The sequence below is a fragment of the Kitasatospora purpeofusca genome, from assembly GCF_034043715.1.
GTDB lineage: Bacteria > Actinomycetota > Actinomycetes > Streptomycetales > Streptomycetaceae > Kitasatospora > Kitasatospora purpeofusca_A.
In genome coordinates, this window is the sequence record NZ_JAXCLC010000010.1 from 33,846 (window position 1) to 55,253 (window position 21,408).

General features: G+C 73.7%; 20 protein-coding genes. 10 read left to right on the plus strand and 10 right to left on the minus strand.

What is annotated here, in order from left to right; all coding sequences use genetic code 11:
• Positions 1 to 266: 266 nt before the first annotated feature.
• Together SM793_RS07555 and SM793_RS07560 are read right to left on the minus strand one after the other, a co-directional pair.
• A complete protein-coding gene (locus SM793_RS07555) occupies positions 267 to 1,142 on the minus strand; it encodes a GNAT family N-acetyltransferase (protein WP_320437260.1) in 876 nt (291 codons plus the stop codon).
• A gap of 9 nt (positions 1,143 to 1,151) precedes the next feature.
• Positions 1,152 to 2,012 (minus strand): AraC family transcriptional regulator, encoded by an 861-nt coding sequence (locus SM793_RS07560; protein WP_320437261.1) that lies wholly within the window; start codon positions 2,010 to 2,012, stop codon positions 1,152 to 1,154.
• Positions 2,013 to 2,380: 368 nt separating this feature from the next.
• On the opposite strand from SM793_RS07560, the gene SM793_RS07565 reads away from it, so the two are divergent.
• Together SM793_RS07565 and SM793_RS07570 are read left to right on the plus strand one after the other, a co-directional pair.
• Positions 2,381 to 3,433, plus strand: a complete 1,053-nt coding sequence (locus SM793_RS07565) for an MBL fold metallo-hydrolase (protein ID WP_320437262.1) — start codon at positions 2,381 to 2,383, stop codon at positions 3,431 to 3,433.
• A 143-nt stretch (positions 3,434 to 3,576) separates the two neighbouring features.
• Entirely contained in the window at positions 3,577 to 3,798 is a 222-nt protein-coding gene (locus SM793_RS07570) for a hypothetical protein (protein ID WP_320437263.1), read from the plus strand.
• A gap of 394 nt (positions 3,799 to 4,192) precedes the next feature.
• On the opposite strand, the gene SM793_RS07575 is transcribed toward SM793_RS07570, so the two are convergent.
• Positions 4,193 to 4,819, minus strand: a complete 627-nt coding sequence (locus SM793_RS07575) for a transglycosylase family protein (RefSeq protein ID WP_320437264.1) — start codon at positions 4,817 to 4,819, stop codon at positions 4,193 to 4,195.
• Between the two features lie 539 nt (positions 4,820 to 5,358).
• Positions 5,359 to 5,793, minus strand: coding sequence for a DUF5997 family protein (locus SM793_RS07580; RefSeq protein WP_320437265.1), 435 nt, complete (start codon positions 5,791 to 5,793; stop codon positions 5,359 to 5,361).
• 58 nt (positions 5,794 to 5,851) lie between these two features.
• On the opposite strand from SM793_RS07580, the gene SM793_RS07585 reads away from it, so the two are divergent.
• The gene (locus SM793_RS07585) at positions 5,852 to 6,730 is read left to right on the plus strand and encodes a LysR family substrate-binding domain-containing protein (protein WP_413815892.1); all 879 of its coding nucleotides are present in this window, start codon (positions 5,852 to 5,854) and stop codon (positions 6,728 to 6,730) included.
• A 64-nt stretch (positions 6,731 to 6,794) separates the two neighbouring features.
• Here the strand turns inward: SM793_RS07585 and SM793_RS07590 are convergent, their stop codons facing one another.
• The 4 genes from SM793_RS07590 to SM793_RS07605 all read right to left on the minus strand — a co-directional run bounded on the left by SM793_RS07590 (position 6,795) and on the right by SM793_RS07605 (position 11,322).
• Positions 6,795 to 7,817, minus strand: coding sequence for a DUF1648 domain-containing protein (locus SM793_RS07590; protein ID WP_320437266.1), 1,023 nt, complete (start codon positions 7,815 to 7,817; stop codon positions 6,795 to 6,797).
• Positions 7,814 to 8,161: a GntR family transcriptional regulator gene (locus tag SM793_RS07595; RefSeq protein WP_320437267.1), complete on the minus strand. Its 348-nt coding sequence runs from the start codon at positions 8,159 to 8,161 to the stop codon at positions 7,814 to 7,816. Before SM793_RS07595 ends, SM793_RS07590 begins: the two co-directional genes overlap by 4 nt.
• Positions 8,162 to 8,659: 498 nt before the next feature.
• Entirely contained in the window at positions 8,660 to 10,267 is a 1,608-nt protein-coding gene (locus SM793_RS07600; RefSeq protein WP_413815897.1) for a hypothetical protein, read from the minus strand.
• Between the two features lie 107 nt (positions 10,268 to 10,374).
• The gene (locus tag SM793_RS07605; RefSeq protein WP_320437269.1) at positions 10,375 to 11,322 is read right to left on the minus strand and encodes an ATP-binding cassette domain-containing protein; all 948 of its coding nucleotides are present in this window, start codon (positions 11,320 to 11,322) and stop codon (positions 10,375 to 10,377) included.
• A gap of 304 nt (positions 11,323 to 11,626) precedes the next feature.
• Between SM793_RS07605 and paaK the strand changes: the two genes are divergently transcribed.
• Positions 11,627 to 13,024 carry a phenylacetate--CoA ligase PaaK gene (paaK, locus tag SM793_RS07610; RefSeq protein ID WP_320437270.1) on the plus strand — a complete coding sequence of 466 codons (1,398 nt, stop codon included), beginning with the start codon at positions 11,627 to 11,629 and terminating at the stop codon, positions 13,022 to 13,024.
• A gap of 42 nt (positions 13,025 to 13,066) precedes the next feature.
• Here paaK and SM793_RS07615 read toward each other — a convergent pair whose 3' ends face one another.
• Together SM793_RS07615 and SM793_RS07620 are read right to left on the minus strand one after the other, a co-directional pair.
• On the minus strand, positions 13,067 to 13,480 hold the full coding sequence (locus tag SM793_RS07615) for a MarR family transcriptional regulator (protein ID WP_320437271.1): 414 nt from the start codon (positions 13,478 to 13,480) through the stop codon (positions 13,067 to 13,069).
• 66 nt (positions 13,481 to 13,546) lie between these two features.
• On the minus strand, positions 13,547 to 14,410 hold the full coding sequence (locus tag SM793_RS07620; protein ID WP_320437272.1) for an NAD(P)H-binding protein: 864 nt from the start codon (positions 14,408 to 14,410) through the stop codon (positions 13,547 to 13,549).
• Between the two features lie 194 nt (positions 14,411 to 14,604).
• Here SM793_RS07620 and SM793_RS07625 point away from each other — a divergent pair, with 194 nt between their 5' ends.
• The 6 genes from SM793_RS07625 (at position 14,605) to SM793_RS07650 (ending at position 21,392) form a co-directional block, all read left to right on the plus strand.
• Positions 14,605 to 15,096 carry a MarR family winged helix-turn-helix transcriptional regulator gene (locus tag SM793_RS07625; RefSeq protein ID WP_320437273.1) on the plus strand — a complete coding sequence of 164 codons (492 nt, stop codon included), beginning with the start codon at positions 14,605 to 14,607 and terminating at the stop codon, positions 15,094 to 15,096.
• Positions 15,097 to 15,291: 195 nt separating this feature from the next.
• Positions 15,292 to 15,648, plus strand: a complete 357-nt coding sequence (locus SM793_RS07630; RefSeq protein ID WP_320437274.1) for a metalloregulator ArsR/SmtB family transcription factor — start codon at positions 15,292 to 15,294, stop codon at positions 15,646 to 15,648.
• A gap of 135 nt (positions 15,649 to 15,783) precedes the next feature.
• A complete protein-coding gene (locus SM793_RS07635) occupies positions 15,784 to 17,217 on the plus strand; it encodes an MFS transporter (protein WP_320437275.1) in 1,434 nt (477 codons plus the stop codon).
• 646 nt (positions 17,218 to 17,863) lie between these two features.
• On the plus strand, positions 17,864 to 19,225 hold the full coding sequence (gene galT / locus SM793_RS07640) for a galactose-1-phosphate uridylyltransferase (protein WP_320437276.1): 1,362 nt from the start codon (positions 17,864 to 17,866) through the stop codon (positions 19,223 to 19,225).
• On the plus strand, positions 19,222 to 20,379 hold the full coding sequence (gene galK / locus SM793_RS07645) for a galactokinase (protein WP_320437277.1): 1,158 nt from the start codon (positions 19,222 to 19,224) through the stop codon (positions 20,377 to 20,379). Before galT ends, galK begins: the two co-directional genes overlap by 4 nt.
• A 164-nt stretch (positions 20,380 to 20,543) precedes the next feature.
• Positions 20,544 to 21,392, plus strand: a complete 849-nt coding sequence (locus tag SM793_RS07650; RefSeq protein ID WP_320437278.1) for a glucose 1-dehydrogenase — start codon at positions 20,544 to 20,546, stop codon at positions 21,390 to 21,392.
• Positions 21,393 to 21,408: the final 16 nt, after the last annotated feature.

Here is a 21,408-nt window from a genome sequence, read left to right on the forward strand (position 1 = left end):
CGACCCGCGCTACGAACGCGGGCCTACTCGGTGACCATCACAGGATCATTCGGGAAGGTACGCCCTCCGCGCGCCCTCCCAGGAATCGATCCACAAGTCCTGAGCATTGCTCGTTCCGCCGGTGGGCCGTCGGTGGGCCGTCGGTGGGCCGCCGGTAGGGCTTCGGCAGGACCTCGGCAGGACCTCAACAGGCCACCAGTAGAACGTTCAGCAGGACGTCAGCAGGACGTCAGCAGGACCTCAGGGCCGGTCAGGGCGCCAGGACCTCAGCAGGCCGTGAGCACTGCCTCCTCGTAGCCGGTGACGGTGGCGAAGCCCAGGCGCCGGTAGAGGGCGAGCGCGGTGGGGTGGTCGGCCCGGACGTTCAGACCGATGTGGTCGACGCCGTCCGCCAGGACCTCGCAGAGCCGCGCCGTGCAGGCCGCCGCGAGCCCCCGGCCCCGGGCCTCCGGACGGGTGGTGACGTTCCCGATCACCGCCACCCGTCGGGCGGCGGAGTGGACGTGGACTCCGGCCGCCGCGAGCAGCCGGCCCCCGGCGTCCCGGATCCCGACGTAGGGGCCGGTGGTCAGCATCCGCTCGTCGAACCAGTTGCCCGGGTAGCCGGCGGCGAACAGGGCGCGCAGATCCGCGAGGTCCGCCGCGCCGAGCCGCGCCACGGGCCCGACCGGGCGCGCGCCCGATGCCCTGCCGAGGTGTGGGGCGAGGGCGGAAGGGTCGGTCAGCGCCATCCGCAGCATCGCTGTCCGGTGCTCGGCGCGGTAGTCCGGTGCGAGGGCTTCCACCCCGCCGTCGGTGAGGTGGGCGAGCAGCCGGCGCGGCAGTACGGGCCGCATCGCGTGCAGCAGCCCGGCCAGGCGGTCGGCGTGTGCGGGCCGGGCGAGGCCGAGCAGGGTGGGCACGTCCCCGACCGCGTACAGCAGCGCCACCGGGCCGTCCGCCGACGTCGTGTACCAGGCGGTGTGGGACCAGAACGGCTCGTCCAGGTCGCCGAGTTCGAAGAGGTGCAGCTCCGGGTCCCGGCCGAACCGCTCGGCGAGCGCCGCCCGGTCGTGCAGGCTGGTCAGCGGCGCGGTGGGGGAGCCGGGGCTTGGCGAGGCCGAGGCGGAGGAGCCGGGGGTGGAGGCGGGGGTCGAGGACACCCGCCGAGCCTACGTGTGCTGCGGGGCGGTCACCCCGCCGGACGCGGCGGCGGGGGCGGGGCCTGGTCCGAGCAGGGCCCGGAGCCGGCCGGGCGGCAGTCCGGCCGCGCGGTGCACCACCCGGGTCAGATGAGCCTGATCGGTGAAGCCCAACTCCTGTGCCAGCAGGGCGAGTCGGGTCTCCCCCTCGGTCAGTCGCTCCAGGGCGAGGGTGACCCGCAGCCGATTGCGGTAGCGGGCGATCCCCTCGCCGGTCCCGGCCCGGAAGATCCGGCTCAGGTGGTGCGGCGAACAGCCGACCGCCCGGCCCAGCTCCTCCAGCCCGAGCCCGAGGTCCGCCGCCAGCGCGGCGCGCGCGGCGTCCACCAGCCGACGGCGAGCCGCGTCCCGGACCGGCCGGCCGCTCGCCACCCTCGCCGGCGCCAGTGCCGTCAGCACCTCGCCCGCCAAGGCCACCGCACGCTCGGCGAGTTCGAACGAGTCCGCGCCCCCGCGCGCCCGGACGACCAGCATCCGGTGCGCCAGCGCCATCCGCGGCGTGGTGAACACCAGCCCCTGCGGCACCTCCGGGTCCCCGCCCAGCAGTTCGGCGGTCCGCGGCTCGGAGAGCACCAGCTCGGTGTAGAGATCGCCGCCGCACGGATGCGCGAACTGCTGCTCGCAGCCGACCCGTTCGACATACACGCAGGCCGGGTCGAGTACCTGGTCGACCCCGTCGATCCGCCCCCGGAACATCCCCCGCCGCACCATCACCAACCCGAACACCGGCGCCGGCCGCAACTCCGTCCACCCCTCCGGCGGGTCCTGGCAGGACACGTCGGCGACACTCAGGTCGTCCCCGCTCAACAGGGGCGCACGTTCGACCGCCATGCCCGCACCCTACTCGCGGGGCGGCGCACTGTCGTCGCCCGTCACCGGCCGTCCAGCAGCTCGAAGTTCGGTGCGAGCCCAAGGCCGGCCCGGGTCAGTCGGTCGCCGACGAGGTCGGTGCCCGTCGCAGGCTCCTCGTCGATCATCCGGTGATGCTTGCACGGTACTCGGACAGTGGTCGCACAGTGCTTGCCCGCGCGCGAACGGATTGCGCAAGAAACGACAAGCCGCCGGGACGGGTGCGGCGGGACAGTGGGACCGGTCGGCGCCCCGCACGGGGGTCGGGGCGCCGACCCCGCGTCGCCCTTCGGCCCCGTCCAGTCCGTGTCCCGTTCGCGTCCTGTCCGCGTCCTGTCCGAGGAGTCCCGTTGAACGATCCGATCGTTCCCGCCGTCCCTTTCGCCGAGGATCCCGGAGCCGGAGCCGGAGCCGGAGCCGAGGCTGCTTCTGGGCGCCGCCGTATGCTGCGCGGCGCGCTCGCCGTCGCGGGCGCGGTGGCGCTGCGCCCGCTCGTCGCGGCGACGCCCGCCGCCGCCGAGCCTGCTGGTGCCACTTCCGGTGCCGCCACCGGGGCCGTCGTCGTGCGGCGGTTCGGCCGGTACGAGGTGTTGGCGCTGCTCGACGCGCACGGCCCGTTCCCCGGCACCGCGCAGGCCGCGTTCCCCGACGCGACGGCCACCGACTGGGAGCGCGCCCGCCGACTCGACCCGGCCGCCTTCGGCCCGGGCGACACCTGGGAACTGGACTTCCGCTGCTACGCCGTCCGCCGCCCCGGCGGCCGGGTCACCCTGGTGGACACCGGTATCGGCCCGGTCGGCAGCCCGGCCTCCGGCTGGGCGCCCGTCCCCGGCCGGCTGCCCGCAGTCCTGGCCCGGGCCGGGATCGCCAAGGCGGACGTCGAGACGGTGGTCCTGACCCACCTCCACGAGGACCACTACGGCTGGTCGGTCACCCCCGAGGGCGTACCGGTGTTCCCGAACGCCCGCTACCTGGTGCAGCACGCCGAGGTCGCGGCACTCGGACCGACCAGGACGGCACGCACCTACGTCATCGAACCGCTGCTGCGCGCCGGGCAATTGGACGAGGTCGACGGCCGCACGGTGCTCGCCGGCCGGGCCAGTCCCGGAGGCGGCGCGATCACCCTGCTCCCGACGCCCGGGCACACGCCGGGCCACCAGTCGGTCCTGGTCGACGGCGGCGGGGACCGCCTGCTGCTCACCGGCGACGTACTGGTCCACGCCGTCCAACTCGCCACCCCCGGCGTGCGCTACCTCTTCGAAGCCGATCCGGAAACGGCCCGCCACAGCCGCGAGCAACTCCTCGCCGAGGCCCGCCGCACCGGCGCGCTCCTCGGCACCGCCCACCTCAACCGGCCCTTCGCCCGGCCGTGGACACCGACCGAAACCACGCTCCCGCTCTGACGCCGTCCGCGCGGAGGGATTCGCCCCGGATCCAGGGCAGGCACTGTCCTGACGATCACAGACCGGACCAGGGCCTGTCGTCCCGATTGCCAGGCCCCACCACCGACTCTGGCCAGGCAGGGGCGGGTCCTACGATCGGACTCATGACGAGCACTCCGGATTCCTGGACCATTCGCCACTTTTCTCAGGCCAATCCTGCAGGTCCGGGCTGTGCCAGCGTGCCAGCACTCCTGCGGAGGCTGGCCGATTCGATCGAAGCGTTGGGCCCTGTCGAGGTTCAGGATGTCGTTATCGAGTCGGAGATGACCGAGCACGGAGCCTGGCGGTCGGGGACGGTCTACTTCCACCTGCCCGACGACGACTGAGTCCGGCTCCGCCGCTTCTGGGCCGCATCCACTGGAGGGGCGGTCGGCTGCGCCACCGTCCGGATCACCCACCGACGCGATCACCGCCGATGTCTGATCTCCAAGGCCGCTGAGGCGAACGTCAGTACTTGGCGCCCGTCACTTCGACGTTCCATGGGCCGACACCGGACGAGGTGGGGCCATTTCCGGGTGGCTGTGGACCGGTCCGGGAGGGTAGGGCGGGCGGCTGTCGGCCGAGCGTTCGGTGGGCCCGGCCCTGGCGGGAGAGAGGGCCGGCGCTGCGCGGAGCGAGGCCGGGTGGGGCGGCACGGTTGCGGCCCGGGGGCCCCGGGGGGCGGGGGCACCCCGGCCGGTCGCAGGTTTCGCGATGTGGTGTGCGCTTCTCGCGCCGGGGTCAGAGCGGGAGGGTCAGCTCCTGGCCGGGCTGGATGAGGTCGGGGTCCTCGCCGAGGGCCGCGCGGTTCCGTTCCCACAACGCCTGCCAGCCGCCGGGGACCCGGAGGTGCTCGGCGATGCTGTCGAGGGTGTCGTCGTCGCGCACCGTCCAGGTGCTGGGGCCATCGGCCGGGGGAGGGGCGGCGGGGGTGCCCGTGGCGGGCGCCTCCGCCGGTTCCGTGGCCGACTCGACCGGGCGGCGTTCGCGGTCCCGGTCGGCGCGGGCGCCGCAGACCGGCCACGGGGTGAGGCCGCGCCGCTCGGCGAGGGCGTTGGCGACGGCGATCTGCTCGTCCCGGCTGGCCAGGTCGGCGCGCGGGGCGTAGCGGAGGCCGCCGGTCTCCTTCCAGGTCGGCGCGTCGAACTGGAGGCCGCCGAAGTAGCCGTTGCCGGTGTTGATGTGCCAGTCCCCGCTGCTCTCGCAGGCCGCGACCCGGTCCCAGTCGATCACGGTCCCCCGATCGATGCCCGCTCCGCCTCCCCGGCCCGGTGGTGCGGCGTGTGCCGCGGCGGGGGCGGCGAGGACGGCGGCCAGGGTGCACACGGCGGTGGGAAGCAGGCGGCGCAGGTGCGCGATGGGGGGCATCGGCGGCTCTCAGGTCCGGGGACAGGGGCGCGCGCCGCTCGAGGGCGGCGCGTTCCAACCGACGCACGCCGGCCGTGCCGGATCCCCGCCGACACGTCGAGCAGGTCACCCGCCCGGCTCCGCGCCGCCACCCGCCCGGCCCTCGTCCCGCCGCTCGGGCCGGTCCTCCGGGATTCCCGACCCGCTCCTCCGGTCCGGTGACGCTGTTCGCGGGGCCGAACGTATGCGAACCCTTTCGGGCGTGCGTGCGGCATTCGGGTGGAAGTTCGACCAGCTTCGGAGGGCTCTGGTCGTGCGCCTGTGCGAGTCGCCGGCGCCTGTCCTGCCGGGGCGGCGGGCGGGGAGAGGGCTGCGTCGGATGCCTTGCCGGACGCCTTTCCGGATGCATGGCTCGACGCCTGGCTCGACGCCGGCCGGAGGCCGTGGCGGCCGTCCCGCCGGACCGTCCCCCGGTTGCCTGTCCCGGACGAACGACGGCCCCCGGCGCGCGAGCGCCGGGGGCCGGGAAAGAACAGCTGGAGCAGACGGAAATCCGCAGGTCAGCGGCGCTTCTCGCGCTCGACCTCCGTGGCGGCCTGCTGGCGCTGCTTCTCCTCCTTCTCGTGCTTCTCCTTGACCCGCACGGACTCCCTGCGGACCTCCTCCTGGATCGTCCGCTCGCGCCGGAGCCACTCCGGGTTCTCCTCGCGCAGCTCCTCGATCTGCTCGGTGGTGAGCGCCTCGGTGATGCCGCCGCGCGCCAGGCCGGACGCGGAAACGCCGAGCCGCGTGGCCACCACGGAACGCGGGTGCGGGCCGTTGCGGCGCAGGTCCTGGAGCCACTGCGGCGGCTCGGTCTGCAGGGCGGTGAGCTCCTCGCGGGAGATCACGCCCGACTGGAAGTCGGCAGGGGTGGCGCCGAGGTAGACCCCGAGCTTCTTCGCCGCCGTCGCCGGCTTCATGGTCTGCGTGGTCTTCTGCTTGAGCGATGTCATGGTCACCAGGGTAAGCGAGCGGCCGACGCCCGCTGTCACGGTCGGTAGCCTTGGTCGGGTGACAGAGATGCAGGTGACACCCTCGTTCCGGTTGGCGTACGTCCCGGGCGTGATCCCCGGCAAGTGGGCGCGCGTCTGGTCGGAGCGGCTCCCGGACGTTCCGCTCGCCCTCGTAGCGGTCGAAGCCGCCGCCGGGGAGCCGACGCTGCGCGCGGGAGACGCGGACGCGGGGCTGCTGCGGCTGCCGGTCGACCGGACCGGTCTGAGCGCGATCCCGCTCTACACCGAGACGACGGTGGTGGTGTTTCCGAAGGACCACTGGCTGGCGGCGGCCGAGGAGGTCACCGTCGCGGACCTCGCCGACGACGTGGTCTTCCACCCGCTCGACGACACCCTCGAATGGGAGCAGCTGCCGGGGCGGCCCGCCATCGAGCGACCGGCGACCACGGCCGACGCGATCGAGCTGGTCGCGGCCGGGGTCGGGGTGCTGCTTGTCCCGCAGTCGCTGGCACGGCTGCACCACCGGCGTGACCTCACCTACCGGACGATGGCGGATGCTCCGCAGTCCCGTATCGCGCTGGCCTGGCCGGAGGAGCAGACCACCGACCTGGTGGAGGAGTTCATCGGCATCGTCCGGGGCCGCACGGTCAACAGCTCGCGCGGCCGGGGCCAGACGGCCGCGACCCCGGTCGAGGCCCCGGCGGCGAAGTCCGCCCCGGGCCGCGCCGGCGGTGCGAAGGGTGGCACCGTGAAGGGTGGTGCGGCGAAGGGTGGTGCCGCCAAGGGTGGCGCGGCGAAGGGCGGTGCTCCGAAGGGCGCGGGCAAGCCGGCGGCCGGAGGCCGTGCCACCGCCGGCGGGCGCGCCCGGGGCGGCGCCGGATCGTCGTCCGGTGGCACGGCGGCCGCTCGGCGCGGCCGCCCGAAGCGTCGCGGCTGACATTCGCCCGTCGGCCGTGCCGGGTGGGGGCGCCGGCCCGCTGGTCGTGCGCCCCCTCGGCGGGTCACGCGCTCCGGGGTGCGGTGAGCGTGTTCAGCAGGGCGGCGCCCCGCTCTGCGTCGTCCACGCTCACCGCGAACTCCGCGCCCTGTCGGGGCCGGATCACCAGGCACTCGCCGCGGCGCAGCATGACGGTGGTGCCCAGGCCGCTCAGCCGGTAGCCCCAACCGCCCACCTGGGCCGGGGTACGGGTCTCGGCCCGGGCCGAGACGATCTCCTCCGGATCCCAGTGCCGGGACGGCCGGCCGAGCGGGCCGAACGCCACGTCCAGGCCGCGCTCGGTCACCCGCGCCTGTACCGACGAACAGCCGAGCCCCGCCAGTGCGACGACCGCCAGCGGCGCGGCCGTCGCCCAGGCCACCCCGCCCAGCCCGGCGAACCCGGCCAGCGCCGCCCCCGCCGCGCCCAGACCGGCCACCGCGGCCAGTAGTCCCAGCCAGGGATTGACCGCCCGGGCGAGCCAGACGGCGCGCTGCCCGTCCGGCAGATCCAGGCGGGGGCCGTCGGCGACGGTGGCGGTGCGCGGCCCCAGGCCCTGCGGCCGGGTGAGCCACCAGGCCAGCGCGCCGGCCGCGACCGCCACCACCACGACCAGTACCACCTCGGCGCCCAGCGGCCGGGCCTCATGCCAGGCCGGGCGGTCGAGGTTGGCCGAGACGATCGCGGCCTGCGCGCCCGTCAGCAGCGTGCCTCCGAAGCCGAGCCCGACCGCCGACCTGGCCGTCGTCTGCTTCCCGCCGCGCCACCGGGCGACGGCCGCCGCCGCGACCAAGGCCACCCACGCCGCGGCGGGGAAGCCCATCGCGGCCGTCAGCGACATCGAACCGTCCGGTCGCGTCCCGCTCCAGTGCGTGGCCACGGGCTCCGGCAACCGGTCGCGCGCCACCCACGGCAGTCCGAGCAGCAGTGCTACCACCCCGAGGGCCACGGCGCCGAACGCGAGCACCCCGATCACCCGGGCCGCCGCGTCCTTGCGAGCGTCGCGCTGCCCGCTGCCGCGTCCGTCCGCCTGCGAAACCTTGTTCACTCCAGCCCCCTGATCATCTCGACGAGTTCCTCCCGGCTGAAACCTGCGTGCGCCGCGTCCTCGACCAGCCGACGCGCCGCCTCCAGCAGTTCGGCGCGGCGGTCGGCACCGCGGGCGACGGTGATGCCGCGCCCCCGGCGGAACTCCAGCACTCCTTCGTCCCGCAGTACGCGTAGCGCCCGCAGCACCGTGTTCGAGTTCACTCCGAGCGCCCGCGCCAAGTCCCGTGCCGGCGGCAACCGCTCCCCGGGCACGCATTCGCCCTCACCGACGGCTCGCCGGATCGCTCCCGCAACCTGCTCGTGCAACGGCCGGGAGTCCCCGGCCTCCAGCTTCAGCAACATGATGCTAGTGAGAGTAGCACCATCGCCGAATGGTGCCAGTGCCGCCGGTGCGCCCACCCGCCCCTCTCGCGCCCACCCGCTCCGACGGCAAGCCGCCGGTGGCCGGTCGTGCTGCCGACGTGCAGGCCCGCGAGGAGGACCTGCCGGCTGTCGGTGCGGCAAGGAGGTGATGGCTGTCCGCCTCGGGCCCGAGTGCGGCACCGCGATCACTACGAAGCCGGTTGACCAGGCCGTCCTCGTGCCCGCAGGGTCGGCCGTCGCTTTTGGTGACCAGTGCGAAGTCCAGGGCCGCATAAGGTCCTTGGGTATCAGCGTGCTTCGGGCGGAAGCCCTACGGCACCTCCCTGATGTCGAGACGTGGTCGCGGTGGGATGTCGGTCAACCGGTCCGGAGAGGAGGTCATGCCTCCCCGGGAGAGTCACACCCGGCGTGTCACACCGGGCGGCAGTCCGTCCGGGGGTCCTGTGCCCGCTGGACGGCGGCCGTCGTGTTCGGAGGTCAGTCGCGGAGCGCACTGCGGGTCGTTGTGGTGAGCAAGGTGGTGGCGAGCAGGGCCAGGGTGACAGCGGTGACCAGGACCGGGGAGGGGCCGGCGGGGTGACCGGCGCGGCGGACGATGCCCATGAAGTCGAGGGCGGCGAGCTGGTTGACCGCCAGGTACCACAGCGGCAAGTAGAGGGCCTGGAAGAGACGGTGGGTGCGGGAGAGAGTGCCGAGGGCGAGGGCGAGCGAGGGGATGAACAGGGCGCCGGCCGACCAGGCCGCCACCCCGGCGGTGTCGCCGGCCGCGGCGAGCCGGACCAGGACACCCGCACCCATCAGGGCGGTGAGCAGCACCCCGGCGGCCCATTCGGCGAGCAGCCGGGTGCGGGCGGCCGGGTAGGCGCCGAGCAGGACCTCCAGGTCGTTCTCGGCCGAGCGGCTCCCGAGACGGGACCAGAGCAGCACCGGCCAGACCCAGGCGGCGGGCAGCACCGCGCCGACGCCGGTGTCCCGTGGCACGGAGAGCCCGGCCAGCACCAGGCCGGCCGCCGCGAGCCACCACCAGCGCGAGGCGTCGGCGAACAGGATCCGCGCCTCACCGAGCAGCAGCCGGCCGAAGTGGGAGCCGAAGCCGGAGCGGGAGCGGTGGTGGGCATGGGGCGCGGAGGCGGGCCCGGCCGACGGCGCGACGGACGGGGCTGCCACGCGGACGGGACCAGGGGCGGAGGCCGGGACAGGGGCGGACGCCGTACCGTCGCGGTGCCGCTCCGCCGCCCTGGCACGGGCGGGGTCGAAACGGGTGAACCAGAGGGCCGGCAGCGCGGCGAGCGCCACCGCGAGCACGACGAGCAGCAGGCGCTGGGCGAGGAACCCGGTCCCGAAGTCCACACCGTCCCACGGGAACGCCTCCAGCGGGGAGTCCACCTTGGTGAGGCCGAGGCTGAAGTCGTCTCCGCCCAGGTCGACACCTCGTGCGGCCAGCGTGTCGCGCAGCGACGCGGCCACCGGGCCGAGGCCGAGCCCGCCGAACGGTGCGCCGGGCGCCTCCCCGGCGATCAGGAGAGCGGGCGCGAAGGCAAACCAGGTGACATTGCCCAGCCCACCGCGGAGCAGCGGCACCGTTTCGAAGAGAACGGCCAGTGCCGCGGTCGCCGCGAGCAGCGGCAACGTCAGCACCAGGAACGGCGTCAGCAGTGCGACCGGGTCGAGCGCGCGGTCCTCGCCCCGGACCAGTTGCAGGACGGGTGCGGTGAGCGCGAGCACGACGAGCATCGAACCGAGCACCAGCAGGTTGCCGAGGAACTTCGCCAGCATGAGTTCGACGTTCCGCAGTGGGGCCGCGGCCAGGAGCTGGCCGACCCCGGTCTCCTCGTCGCGGCCCAGACCCTTGCGAACGACGTAGAACCCGCCGAGGGTGAGCCACAGCGTGCCCGCCAAAGCGGTCGCCGTGCCGACGTACGCGCTGTTGTACTCCCCCCGGTAGGAGCCGAGCGCGAGGATCGCCCAGTGCCCGTCGGTGGGCGGCACGGCGAGCAGACCCAGGCCCACCGCGGCGAGGAGCGTCACCGCGTAGGCGGGGCGGCGGATCCGGTCCCGGAAGTCGCCGAGTGCCAGCCGGCCGATCCGGCCCACCGGGCCGGTGCGCTCCGACCCACCGGCGGCGGTGCCGGGAGCACGGCCGGTCGGTGCCCGGGACCCGTCGGGGCGGGGCAAGGGGAGAACGCTCCGGGTCATCGCCGCACCCCCGGACCGGCCGCGGCGGCCGAGGCGGCGAAGACAGACCCGTCGGGCGCCGACCGGACCAACCCCAGGTAGGCGTCCTCCAGGTCCGGCGCGACCGGCACCGCCCCGGCGGTCGGCGGGCCGTCCGCGAGGAGCCGCAGCCGCACCCGCCCGTCTCCCGTGCGCACCATCCGGCTCACCACGAAGTGCTGCTGCACGGCCGCCACCGAGCCCGCGTCCACCAGGACCTCCCACACCCGGCCGGCCTGGCCGCGCAGCAACTCCTCCGGACTGCCCCGGCGCAGCAGCCGCCCGCCGGCCAGGACCGCGATGTCCCCGGCCACCGACTCGATGTCGGAGACGATGTGGGTGGACAGCAGTACCACCCGGTCCTCGGCGAGGACGCTCAGCAGGTTGCGGAAGCGCACCCGTTCCTCCGGGTCGAGGCCGGCAGTGGGTTCGTCGACGACGATGACGCTCGGGTCGCCGAGCAGCGCCTGGGCGATGCCGATCCGGCGCAGCATGCCGCCCGAGTACGCGCCGAGCGGCCTCCGGACCGCCTCGGTCAGGTTGACGAGCACGAGCAGTTCGTCGATCCGGGCCCGGGCGGCGCGGGCGGGAAGCCCCTTGGCGGCGGCCAGGTAGGACAGGAACTCGCGCGACGTGAGGTGCGGGTGGACACCGAAATCCTGGGGAAGGAAGCCGAGTTCGCGCCGGAGCAGATCGGGGCGGGCGAGCACGTCGGCCCCCCGGTAGGTGAGCCGTCCGGAGCTGGGCCGGGTCACGGTCGCGACGATCCGCATCAGCGAGGACTTGCCCGCGCCGTTCGGTCCGAGCAGACCGAGCAGCCCGGGCCCGAGTCGCAGCGAGAGGCCGTCGACGGCGCGCTTGCCGCCCCGGTAGACCTTGCTGACGTCGGTCAGTTCGAGGTGGGGTGTTGCATCGGATCGGCTCATGTGCCCGTGCTCCGCTCTCCCGGTCGTGGGTGGGATGGTGACTGACGGCAACCAGCCTTCCCGGTCGGCCGCGCCCTGCCATCTGCCGATCGGCATAGATCCAGGGCCTTTTTTCAGAGCGAGAACCTGCCGATCGGCACAGGTTGGCGCCCGGGGGCAAGGGCAAAATTCTGAGCGAGGGCGATGGGTGCCGACCTGCGAGGTCACCCGCGTGCCCAGCCTTGACAGGTGGTTCGGGCACTGGATTACTTGGCTCCGGCCAGGGCCGACCGAATGGTCGGTAGTGAGTTCTGAAGGAGGCACGATGAGCGGCGGAGCGACGGATCCGGGTACGCCCGTGGATCCGGGAGGAGAGGTGCGGGCGCCGACGCGTCTCGGCGAGGCGCCGCCGGCGGAACTCCTGGACGCCGGCGAGCGGATGACCGGCGAGGAGTTGCGGGCGCACCAGCTCAAGCACCTGCGGGCAACGCTGCGCCACGCCTACGACAACGTCGAGCTGTACCGGCGGAAGTTCGACGCGGTCGGTGTCACGCCCGAGGACTGTCGCGCCCTCGCCGATCTCGCCCGCTTCCCCTTCACCACCAAGGCCGACCTTCGCGACACCTACCCGTTCGGGATGTTCGCCGTTCCGAAGGAGAAGGTCCGCCGGATCCACGCCTCCAGCGGGACCACCGGCCTGCCGACCGTGGTCGGCTACACCGAGCATGACCTGGACGTCTGGGCGGACGTGGTGGCCCGCTCGATCCGGGCGGCCGGTGGGCGACCCGGCCAGACGGTGCACATCGCCTACGGCTACGGCCTGTTCACCGGTGGACTGGGCGCGCACGCGGGTGCCGAACGTGCCGGGTGCACCGTGATCCCGGCCTCCGGCGGTATGACGGCCCGCCAGGTCCGGCTCATCCAGGACCTCCGGCCCGAGGTCATCATGATCACTCCGTCCTACCTGCTCACCCTGCTGGACGAGTTCGACCGGCAGGGGATCGATCCGTGCGGCACCTCGCTGCGGGTCGGGATCTTCGGCGCCGAACCGTGGACGGAGGAGATGCGCGCCGAGATCGAGCGGCGGATGGACATCCACGCCGTGGACATCTACGGACTCTCCGAGGTGATGGGGCCGGGTGTCGCGCAGGAGTGCGTGGAGACCAAGGACGGCCTGCACATCTGGGAGGACCACTTCTACCCGGAGGTCGTCGACCCGCTGACCGACGAGGTGCTGCCGGACGGCGAGGGCGGCGAACTCGTCTTCACCTCACTCACCAAGGAGGCGCTGCCGGTGATCCGCTACCGCACCCGCGACCTCACCCGGCTGCTGCCCGGCACCGCGCGCCCGGCGTTCCGCCGGATGGCGAAGGTGACGGGGCGCAGCGACGACATGATCATCCTGCGCGGGGTCAACGTCTTTCCGACCCAGATCGAGGAGATCCTGCTGCGGGTGCCCGCCGTCGCACCGCACTTCCAGTTGCGGCTTACCCGACGGGGCCGGCTGGACCACATGACAGTGCGGGTCGAGGCACGGCCGGATGCCGGGCCCGGGCAGCGTGAGGCGGCCGTCGGGACGATCGTGCGGGGGGTGAAGGACGGCGTCGGCGTCAGTGTGGACGTCGAGGTGGTGGACCCGTACACGCTCGAGCGTTCGGTCGGCAAGATCCGTCGGATCGAGGACCTTCGGGAGCGCGGAGGGGAGGGGCACGGAGGGGGCTGAGGGGCGGAGCCCGGTCGACAACGGGACCGTCCGGGCCATGGCTCAGCGGCCCTGACCGGACTCCAGGTTGAGGGTCATCCGCTCCAGGACGCCGACCGCGGTCCGGTACTCCTCGGGCGAGATTCCGGCGACGGAGTCCTCCCGGAAGGCGGCGACGCGCTCGCCGACCCGGGCGAGGCGGGCGCGGCCGTCCTCGGTCAGGGCGAGGTGCTGCGCTGCCGGTCGGACGGCCCAGCTGTCGGCGAGGACGGCGGTGATGGCGTCAGCCAGTTCGGCGGGTGAGGCGTTGGCGGTCAGAGTGGAGTGGACGGTGGAGTCGGTGGCCTGTTGGTCGGCCTCGATGGCATTGAGCACCTGCCAGGTCAGCCGGGTGAGGCCGGACTCGGCCAGCATGGTGTTCATGGTCGTGGTGAGGGCAAGGTCGGTGCGGTTGAGCCAGTAACCGATGGGTTGCACGTCGTCCTCCTGGATGGGTGCCCGGGTCGGTCGAGACATCGAGGGCTGTGCCGGAACAGGGCTTGGTCAGGCCCTGGCGAACGCGGCGGTGTTCTCCCGGGCCCACTGGTGGTAGGTCCGCGCGGGGCGGCCGAGGAGGGTCGCGGTGGTGTCGTGAACGGTGGCGGGCCCATGGGTCGCGGCCTCCCAGAGGCTGAGCAGGGAGGTGACGACCGCGGCGGGCATGTGACGTCCCATCTGCTCCTCGGCCTCGGCACGGCTGATCTGCTCGACCGGGATCTCGCGGCCGAGGGCCTGGGCGAGGACGGCGAGCTGCTCACGGAAGGTGAGTGACTCGGGGCCGGTCAGGGTGGGCGCGGCGCCGGTGAGGGAGCTGCCGTCGGTCAGGGCTTCGGCGGCGATATCGGCGAGGTCATCGGGGTGGATGGGAGCGATGTGCGCATCGGGGTGGGCGAGTTGGATCGGCAGGCCCTGGCCGATGAGGTACGCCCAGCCCAGGGAGTTGCTGGTGAAGGCATCCGGGCGCAGGAAGGTGCAGTTGAGGCCTGAGTCGGCGAGCGCGCGCTCGACCAGGAGGCTGTGGCTTGCCAGCGGGTCGTTCTCGGCGTCGGCTCCGAGGACGGAGGACGAGGAGAGCAGGACGACGTGTTCGACGCCGGCCGCTTCGGCGGCCTCGACGAACGCGTGGATGCCGGCGGGCTGGGGATAGAGGAAGACCTGCTGAACGCCGTGCAGCGCGGCGCCGAAAGCCTCGGGTCGGTCGAGGGCGAGTTCGGCGCGCTGGACGCCGTCGGGAACGGTCAGGTCGGCAGGGCGGGCGCTGGCGGCGCGGACGGAGCGCCCGGCGGCGTGCAGGCGGGCGATGACGCCGCAGCCGACCTTGCCGCGGGCGCCGGTGACGAGGGTGGTGGTCATGAGGGTGGTGGTCATGAGGAAGAGTCCGTTCGTTTCGTCAGATTCAGATGGTGAGCGGGTGGCGATCGGGTCGGGGCCGGAAGGCCGACGTGGTTCGGGCGGGCTCGCTCCTCAAGGTGGGTACCGAAGGACATATGCATGATGTCTTGCACACGTTTGCATGTCAACACATGTCTTCGCCGGTTCACGTAGACGGATAGGCTGGCCGTATGACGACGAAGCCCGGATCGGGCGAGGGTGAGGATCTCCTGAATGCCGTGGGGCCGGCCTTCGGGCGGCTGCGGCGCTCCTCGCTGCTTGAAGTCGAGGACCCGATGTCCCAGAAGGACCTCAGTCGGACGTTGGTCCTGCGGATCGTCCAGGATGTCACTGGCCAGGATGGTCGCGAGGTGACCGTCGGCGCCGTCGCCGAGCACCTGGGCGTCGACCCCTCGGTGGGCAGTCGCATGGTGTCGGACTGCATCTCCGCCGGATACCTGGTCCGCGCCGCCTCCCAGCAGGACGGCCGTCGGACAGTCCTGCTCCTCAGGCCGGAGGGCGAGGAGCTGATGGAGCGTTTCCGTCAGTACCAGCGCTCGGCCTTCGAGCAGATCACCGCGGAGTGGCCCGAGAGTGAGCGACTGGAGTTCGCCCGCCTGATGGTGAAGTACGTCGAGTCCCAGGACGCCCTGCGCACCCGAGTCCGCCGCACCCCCCGCTGACCCTCCCGCGTCCGGCGGCCCAGCTGGCGTCGTCCGCTCGGGCACTTCGGTGGGAACAGGTCGGTGAATGCCGGGGCGCCTGGGTGGCGGAGCGGGGGGGGGGGCTCGCCGCAGAGCGGATGACTCTGTTCGCGAGATCGCGGTGAACAGAGCCAGGCGGGGGAGAGACGGTCGTGCGATGTCTACCATGAGGTCATGAGCGGGAGCCTCCAGGTATCAGGTGCACATGGCTCGCAGTTGGCCGAGGGGGACGAACGGCTGGATGTGGCAGCCGGGATCCTCGCCCTGTTGGCCGACCGGACCCGGCTCGCGCTACTGCAGCGGCTGAGCGAGGGGGAGGCGGATGTGACGACCCTGACCGAGGCGGCCGGTGCGGCGCGTCCGTCCGTCAGTCAGCACCTTGGCAAGCTGCGGCTGGCCGGGCTGGTGTCCACGCGCAAGGACGGGCGCCGGGTCGTGTACACGCTGCGGCACGGGCATCTGCGGCGGCTGGTCCAAGAGGCCCTGAGCGTCGCCGATCACCAGATCAGCGGACTGCCGCCGCACGACTGAGCTGCTCCGAGGCCCCGTGCCCTCGCAGGTCTTTTGCCTCCAATAGGTGCACGCGTACGCACATGTTGTCCTATTCTGGAAGGGACCCCACCGGCCCGCGCCACCGCGGCGCGCTCCGCACGAACGGAGTCCCCGATGCTCGCCGTCCTCCGCAACCGCACCTACCGGCACCTGTTCGTCGCCCAGGTCGTCGCCCTCGCCGGGACCGGCCTGGCCACCGTGGCGCTGGGCCTGCTCGCCTACGATCTCGCCGGGGCCGACGCCGGGTCGGTGCTCGGCACGGCGTTGGCGATCAAGATGGTCGCCTACGTCGGCATCGCCCCGCTCGTGGCCGCGCTCGCCCACCGGATCCCGCGCCGACGGCTGCTGGTCGCCGCCGACCTGGCCCGCGCGGGTGTGGCGCTCGCGCTGCCGTTCGTCGGCTCGGTGTGGCAGGTCTACCTGCTGATCTTCGTCCTCCAGGCGGCCTCGGCCACCTTCACCCCGGCCTTCCAGTCGGTGATCCCCGACGTGCTGCCCGCGGAGCGCGACTACACCCGGGCGCTTTCGCTCTCCCGGCTCGCATACGACACGGAAACCCTGGTCAGCCCGGTGCTGGCGGCCGCGTTGCTCGCGCTGGTCGGCTACCGGTGGCTGTTCTGGGGGACGGTGGTCGGCTTCCTCGCCTCGGCGGTCCTCGTCGTCTCGGTGGTCCTTCCCGGAGTGGTCCTGCCCGGCGCGGCGCGGGCGGCGCGGAGCAACTCCGACACGGCCGACGATGGCGGCCGCTCGGTGGGCGCGCGTTCGGTGGGCGTGCGTTCGGTCGGCGCACGCTCCCTGGCCGGGATCCGGCTCTTCCTCTCCGTGTCGCGCCTGCGGGCGCTGCTCGCCCTGGACCTCGCGGTGGCGGCCGGCGGCGCCATGGTGATCGTCAACACGGTCGTCTACGTCCGCGAGGAGCTGGGTCGCTCGACAGGCGACGTCCCGCTCGCCCTCGGTGCGTACGGAGGCGGCTCGATGCTGGTCGCGCTGCTGCTGCCCCGGATGCTCGACCGGGTCGCCGACCGGACGGTGATGCTGCCGGCCGCCTTCGCCGTCGCGGGCCTGCTCGCCGCCCTGGCGGTCGTCACCACGGCGGGCGGCGGGGCGTGGCGCTGGCCCTCGCTGCTCGCCCTGTGGGCCGGGCTCGGCGCGGCGGGCTCGCTGATCCTGACGCCGGGAGGCCGCCTGCTGAGGTCCGCCGTCCCGTCGGCCGACCTCCCGGCCGCCTTCGCCGCGCAGTTCTCGCTCACCCACGTCTGCTGGCTGCTCGCCTATCCGCTGGCCGGTTGGCTCGGCGCCACCGCCGGGCTCCCTGCGGCCACGGTCGCCCTGGCCGTCCTCGCCCTGGTCTCGGCGGGCCTGGCGACCCGGGCCTGGCGTACCGCGGCCCCGGCAGCCACCCCGGCCATCCGCCCGGAGTCGGCCACCGTGACGGTCCGCCCCCACCACCGCCAGGCCCGCCGGCCCGTCCAGCGGCGCCCGCTGCACGCCCCGTCCGGTCGCGCCCTGGTCCGGCATCACCACCACCGCGACCCCGCGGCCCCCTGACCACGACCGCCCGCCGCGCCCCGGAAGCCGTCACTCCCGGGGGCGCTCTACATCCTGGCCCGTGAGGAAGCGGAGTGGGGGCTTCTCCCTGCCCCTTCCCCATTCCCGTACTTTGCAAAGTGTGACTTTGCAAAGTACGGGAAATGGCCTACAGCACGGCTCTGAGCTGGTGGTATGTCGTCAGAACTTTGCAAATAGACCCTATTTGCAAAGTGTCGAGGAGGGTGCGCCAGGGTCGCAACGCCGCTGGGGCTGCGAGGGCCCGGCCCTGGCCCAGCCCAGCCCTGGGCCGTCCGGTCCCCTGCGGCCCGGGTGACGTCCGGCCGTCGAGGTCGTTGCTCCGCGTGGGGGCCCGGGCGGGTGAGTGTGGTCCACGCCGACTTCTAGGCTCGTTCGCGAGTGCCGGGCCAGGTACCGGCACCGGTATCGGCGCCGGCACCGGCACCGGCGCCAGGAGAAGTCCTGGGACGCTCGGTGGGTTGTGCTGGGTCGGGTCACTTCAGGGGCCATGCCCCCTGGACGCGCCCCGGCGCCCGGCCGGCGGCCGGTTCCGGAATCGGGGTGGACCCAGGGCTCACATGTTGATTCCTGTTCGATATTGTTTGTTCATGTGGTTGAAGGGAAGCCCCAGGAGAGGGAGCGCATCATGGCCCCAACGGTGACCGATGCGACCGGCCAGGCTGGCGCGGGCGGGTCGGCAGAGGCGAACGGAACGACCGCCGGTACCGCCGCGCAGGCCGGTACGAGCGCGCCGGCCGGCACGAGCAGGCAGGCCGGTGCGACGACCAGGACGGTCACCGAACTGGCCGACGCCCGCGAGCTGATCTACTACGACCGGGGCACGCCGCCCGCCGGTCGAGCCGTCGCCGACCAGCGTCCGCTGGACGCCGTCGCGCCCTCCTCCGAGGTCCGGCAGGACCCGATGACCGGCGCCTGGGTGACCGTCGCGGTCCACCGCCAGGCGCGCACCTACCACCCCCCGGCCGACGAGTGCCCGCTCTGCCCCAGCCGTGCGGGCCGGCTGAGCGAGATCCCGGCCGGCGACTACCAGGTGGCCGTCTTCGAGAACCGCTTCCCCTCCCTCGCGGGCGAGCCCGGCACCCACCCCGTGCCGCCGGCCCTCGACGACCCGCTGCACAGCCGCGGGCCGGGTGTCGGCCGGTGCGAGGTGGTCTGCTTCACCGCCGACCACGACGCCTCCTTCGCCGACCTCGACGAGGATCGCGCCCGCCTGGTGCTGGACGCCTGGACCGACCGCACCGCCGAACTCTCCGCGCTGTCCGGCATCCGGCAGGTCTACTGCTTCGAGAACCGCGGCACCGAGATCGGCGTCACCCTCGCCCACCCGCACGGTCAGATCTACGCGCTGCCGTTCGTGCCCCCGCGCACGGCCAAGATGATCGACCAGGCCGCCCGGCACCGCGCCGCCACCGGCCGCAACCTCTTCGACGACCTCGTGGCCGCCGAGCGAGCCTCCGCCGGCAGCCTGTCCGCCGACAGCGCCCCGGTTGACCACCCCGAGGACAGCCGGGTCGTCCTGGCGGGGGAGCACTGGACCGCCTTCGTTCCCTTCGCGGCCCGCTGGCCCTACGAGGTCCACCTCTTCCCCAACCGCCGCGTCCCCGACTTCACCGGGCTGAACGAGGACGAGCGCGCCGAGTTCCCCCGGATCTACCTCGACCTGCTGCGCCGCTTCGACCGGCTCTTCGGTGACGGCGACCGGCAGGTCCGCGCGCCCTACATCGCCGCCTGGCACCAGGCACCGGCCGGCCACGAGGACGAACTCGCCCTCCACCTAGAGCTGTTCACCGTCCGACGGACGGCGGACAAGCTCAAGTACCTGGCCGGTACCGAGTCCGGGATGGAAGCCTTCATGAACGATGTCGCCCCGGAGTTCGCCGCCCGGCGGCTGCGCGAGGTCGGCCAGGCCGGAACCGTGAACCCGTCCGGCCCGACCGCCGCGACCGGTTCGACCCCCGATACGACCGACGAGGAAGCGCAGCGATGACCCTCACGTCCCCCACGCCCCCGTCCGCCGCCTTCGAGGAGCTCTACGGCCACGCCCCCGAGGGCGTCTGGGCGGCCCCCGGCCGGGTCAACCTGATCGGCGAACACACCGATTACAACGACGGATTCGTCCTCCCGATCGCCCTCCCGCAGGCCGTCCGCGCCTACGCCCGCCGCCGCGCCGACGGCGTGCTGCGCCTCGCCTCGACCCGGGTCCCCGGCGAGGTCGTCGAGCTGGACGTCGCCGGGCTGGCCCCGGGCGGCGTGCCCGGCTGGGCCGCGTACCCCGCCGCGGTCGTATGGACGCTGCGCGAGGCGGGCCACGGGATCGGCGGCGCCGACATCCTGCTCGACAGCGACGTTCCGGGCGGCGCCGGCCTGTCCTCCTCCGCCGCGCTGGAGTGCGCGGTCGCGATCACCTACAACGACCTGTACGGACTCGGTCTGGAAGCAGCCGAGCTGGCCCTCATCGCGCAGCGCGCCGAGAACGACTTCGTCGGCGTCCCGTGCGGAATCATGGACCAGATGGCCTCGATGGCCTGCACCGCCGGGACCGCCCTCCACCTGGACACGCGCGACCTCTCCGCCCGGTACGTCCCGCTCGACCTGGCGGGCTCGGGCCTCACCCTCCTGGTCCTCGACACCCGGGTGCAGCACGACCTCGCCGACGGCGCCTACGCCGCTCTGCGGGCCGGTTGCGAACGCGCCGCCGCGCTGCTGGGGCTGCCGGCGCTGCGTGACCTCCCCGCCGCCGACCTCCCCGCCGCCCTCGACCGTCTGCCGGCCGAACTGGTCCCGCTGGTCCGTCACGTGGTGACCGAGAACGGCCGGGTCGAACAGACCATGCGGGATTTGGAGCAGCACGGTCCGGCCGCCCTGGGGCCGATCCTCATCGCCGGCCACGCCTCGCTGCGCGACGACTACCGGACGTCCTGCCCGGAGACGGACCTCGCCGCCTCCGTCGCCGTCGCGGCCGGGGCGCTCGGCGCGCGGATGACCGGCGGCGGCTTCGGCGGCTCGGTGATCGCCCTGACCCGTACGGCCGACGCGGACGCGGTGGCCAAGGCGGTCACCGAGGCCTTCCTGACGGAGGGTTGGGCCGAGCCGCACGTCTACCGGGCCGTGCCCTCCGCCGGCGCCCGCCGGGAGTCCTGACCGCCCGCGCCGCCCCGCCCCCGCGACCACGTCCGCCCCTGCCGACCCCCGGCGGGGGCGGACGTACGCCCGGGCGGCGCCGGAGCCGCGCCAAGGTGGTCCTGCCGGACCCAGGGTCGGAACGGGCCTGGTCCGCCCCGCCGCCCGGCGGTGAGGCTGGGCCCATGACCAACACCCACCGGAACGCACCCGCCACCCCCACCACCCCCACCACCCCCACCGCCTCCACAAGCCCCACCACCCAGGACCAGGACTTCGACGGCCGCACAGTGCTGGTCACCGGAGGCACGAGCGGCATGGGCCTCGCCACCGCGCGGGTACTGCTGGACCGCGGCGCCAACGTGGTGATCACCGGCCGCGACGACGCCCGCCTCGCCCACGCCGAGGCCGAACTCGCCTCTGGCGAGCGGGTGTTCGCCGTGCGAGCCGACTCCGGCCGCCCGGCCGACCTGGCCCGGTTGGCGGAGCGGGTGGGGGAGCGGTACGGCCACCTGCACGGGGTGTTCGCCAATGCCGGGATCGGTGTCTTCGAGGCCCCGGCGGAGGTGACCGAGGAGAGCTTCGACCGCACCGTGGACGTCAACTTCAAGGGCGTCTTCTTCACCGTCCAGCACGCCCTGCCGCTGCTGGAGCAGGCCCCGGGCGGCGGCGCCGCGATCGTCCTCAACGCCTCCTGGACCCTGCACCGGGGCCTGCCCAACGCCCCGGTGTACGCGGCGACCAAAGCCGCCGTGCACAACCTCGCCCGCACCCTCGGCAGCGAGTTCGCCGGGCGGGGCATCCGGATCAACTCGGTGAGCCCGGGCTACATCGTCACCGGGATGTTCCACGAGGTGATCACCGAACCGGCCGCGCAGGAAGCCGTCCGGTCGCGGGTGCCGCTCGGCCGGCTGGGCGAGGCGGCGGACGTCGCCGAGACCGTCGCCTTCCTGCTCTCGCCCCGGGCCGCCTACATCACCGGCCAGGACCTCGTGGTGGACGGCGGCGTGGTGGCGGTCGCGAGCCCCTGGTGACGCGTGGCCGCCCGGC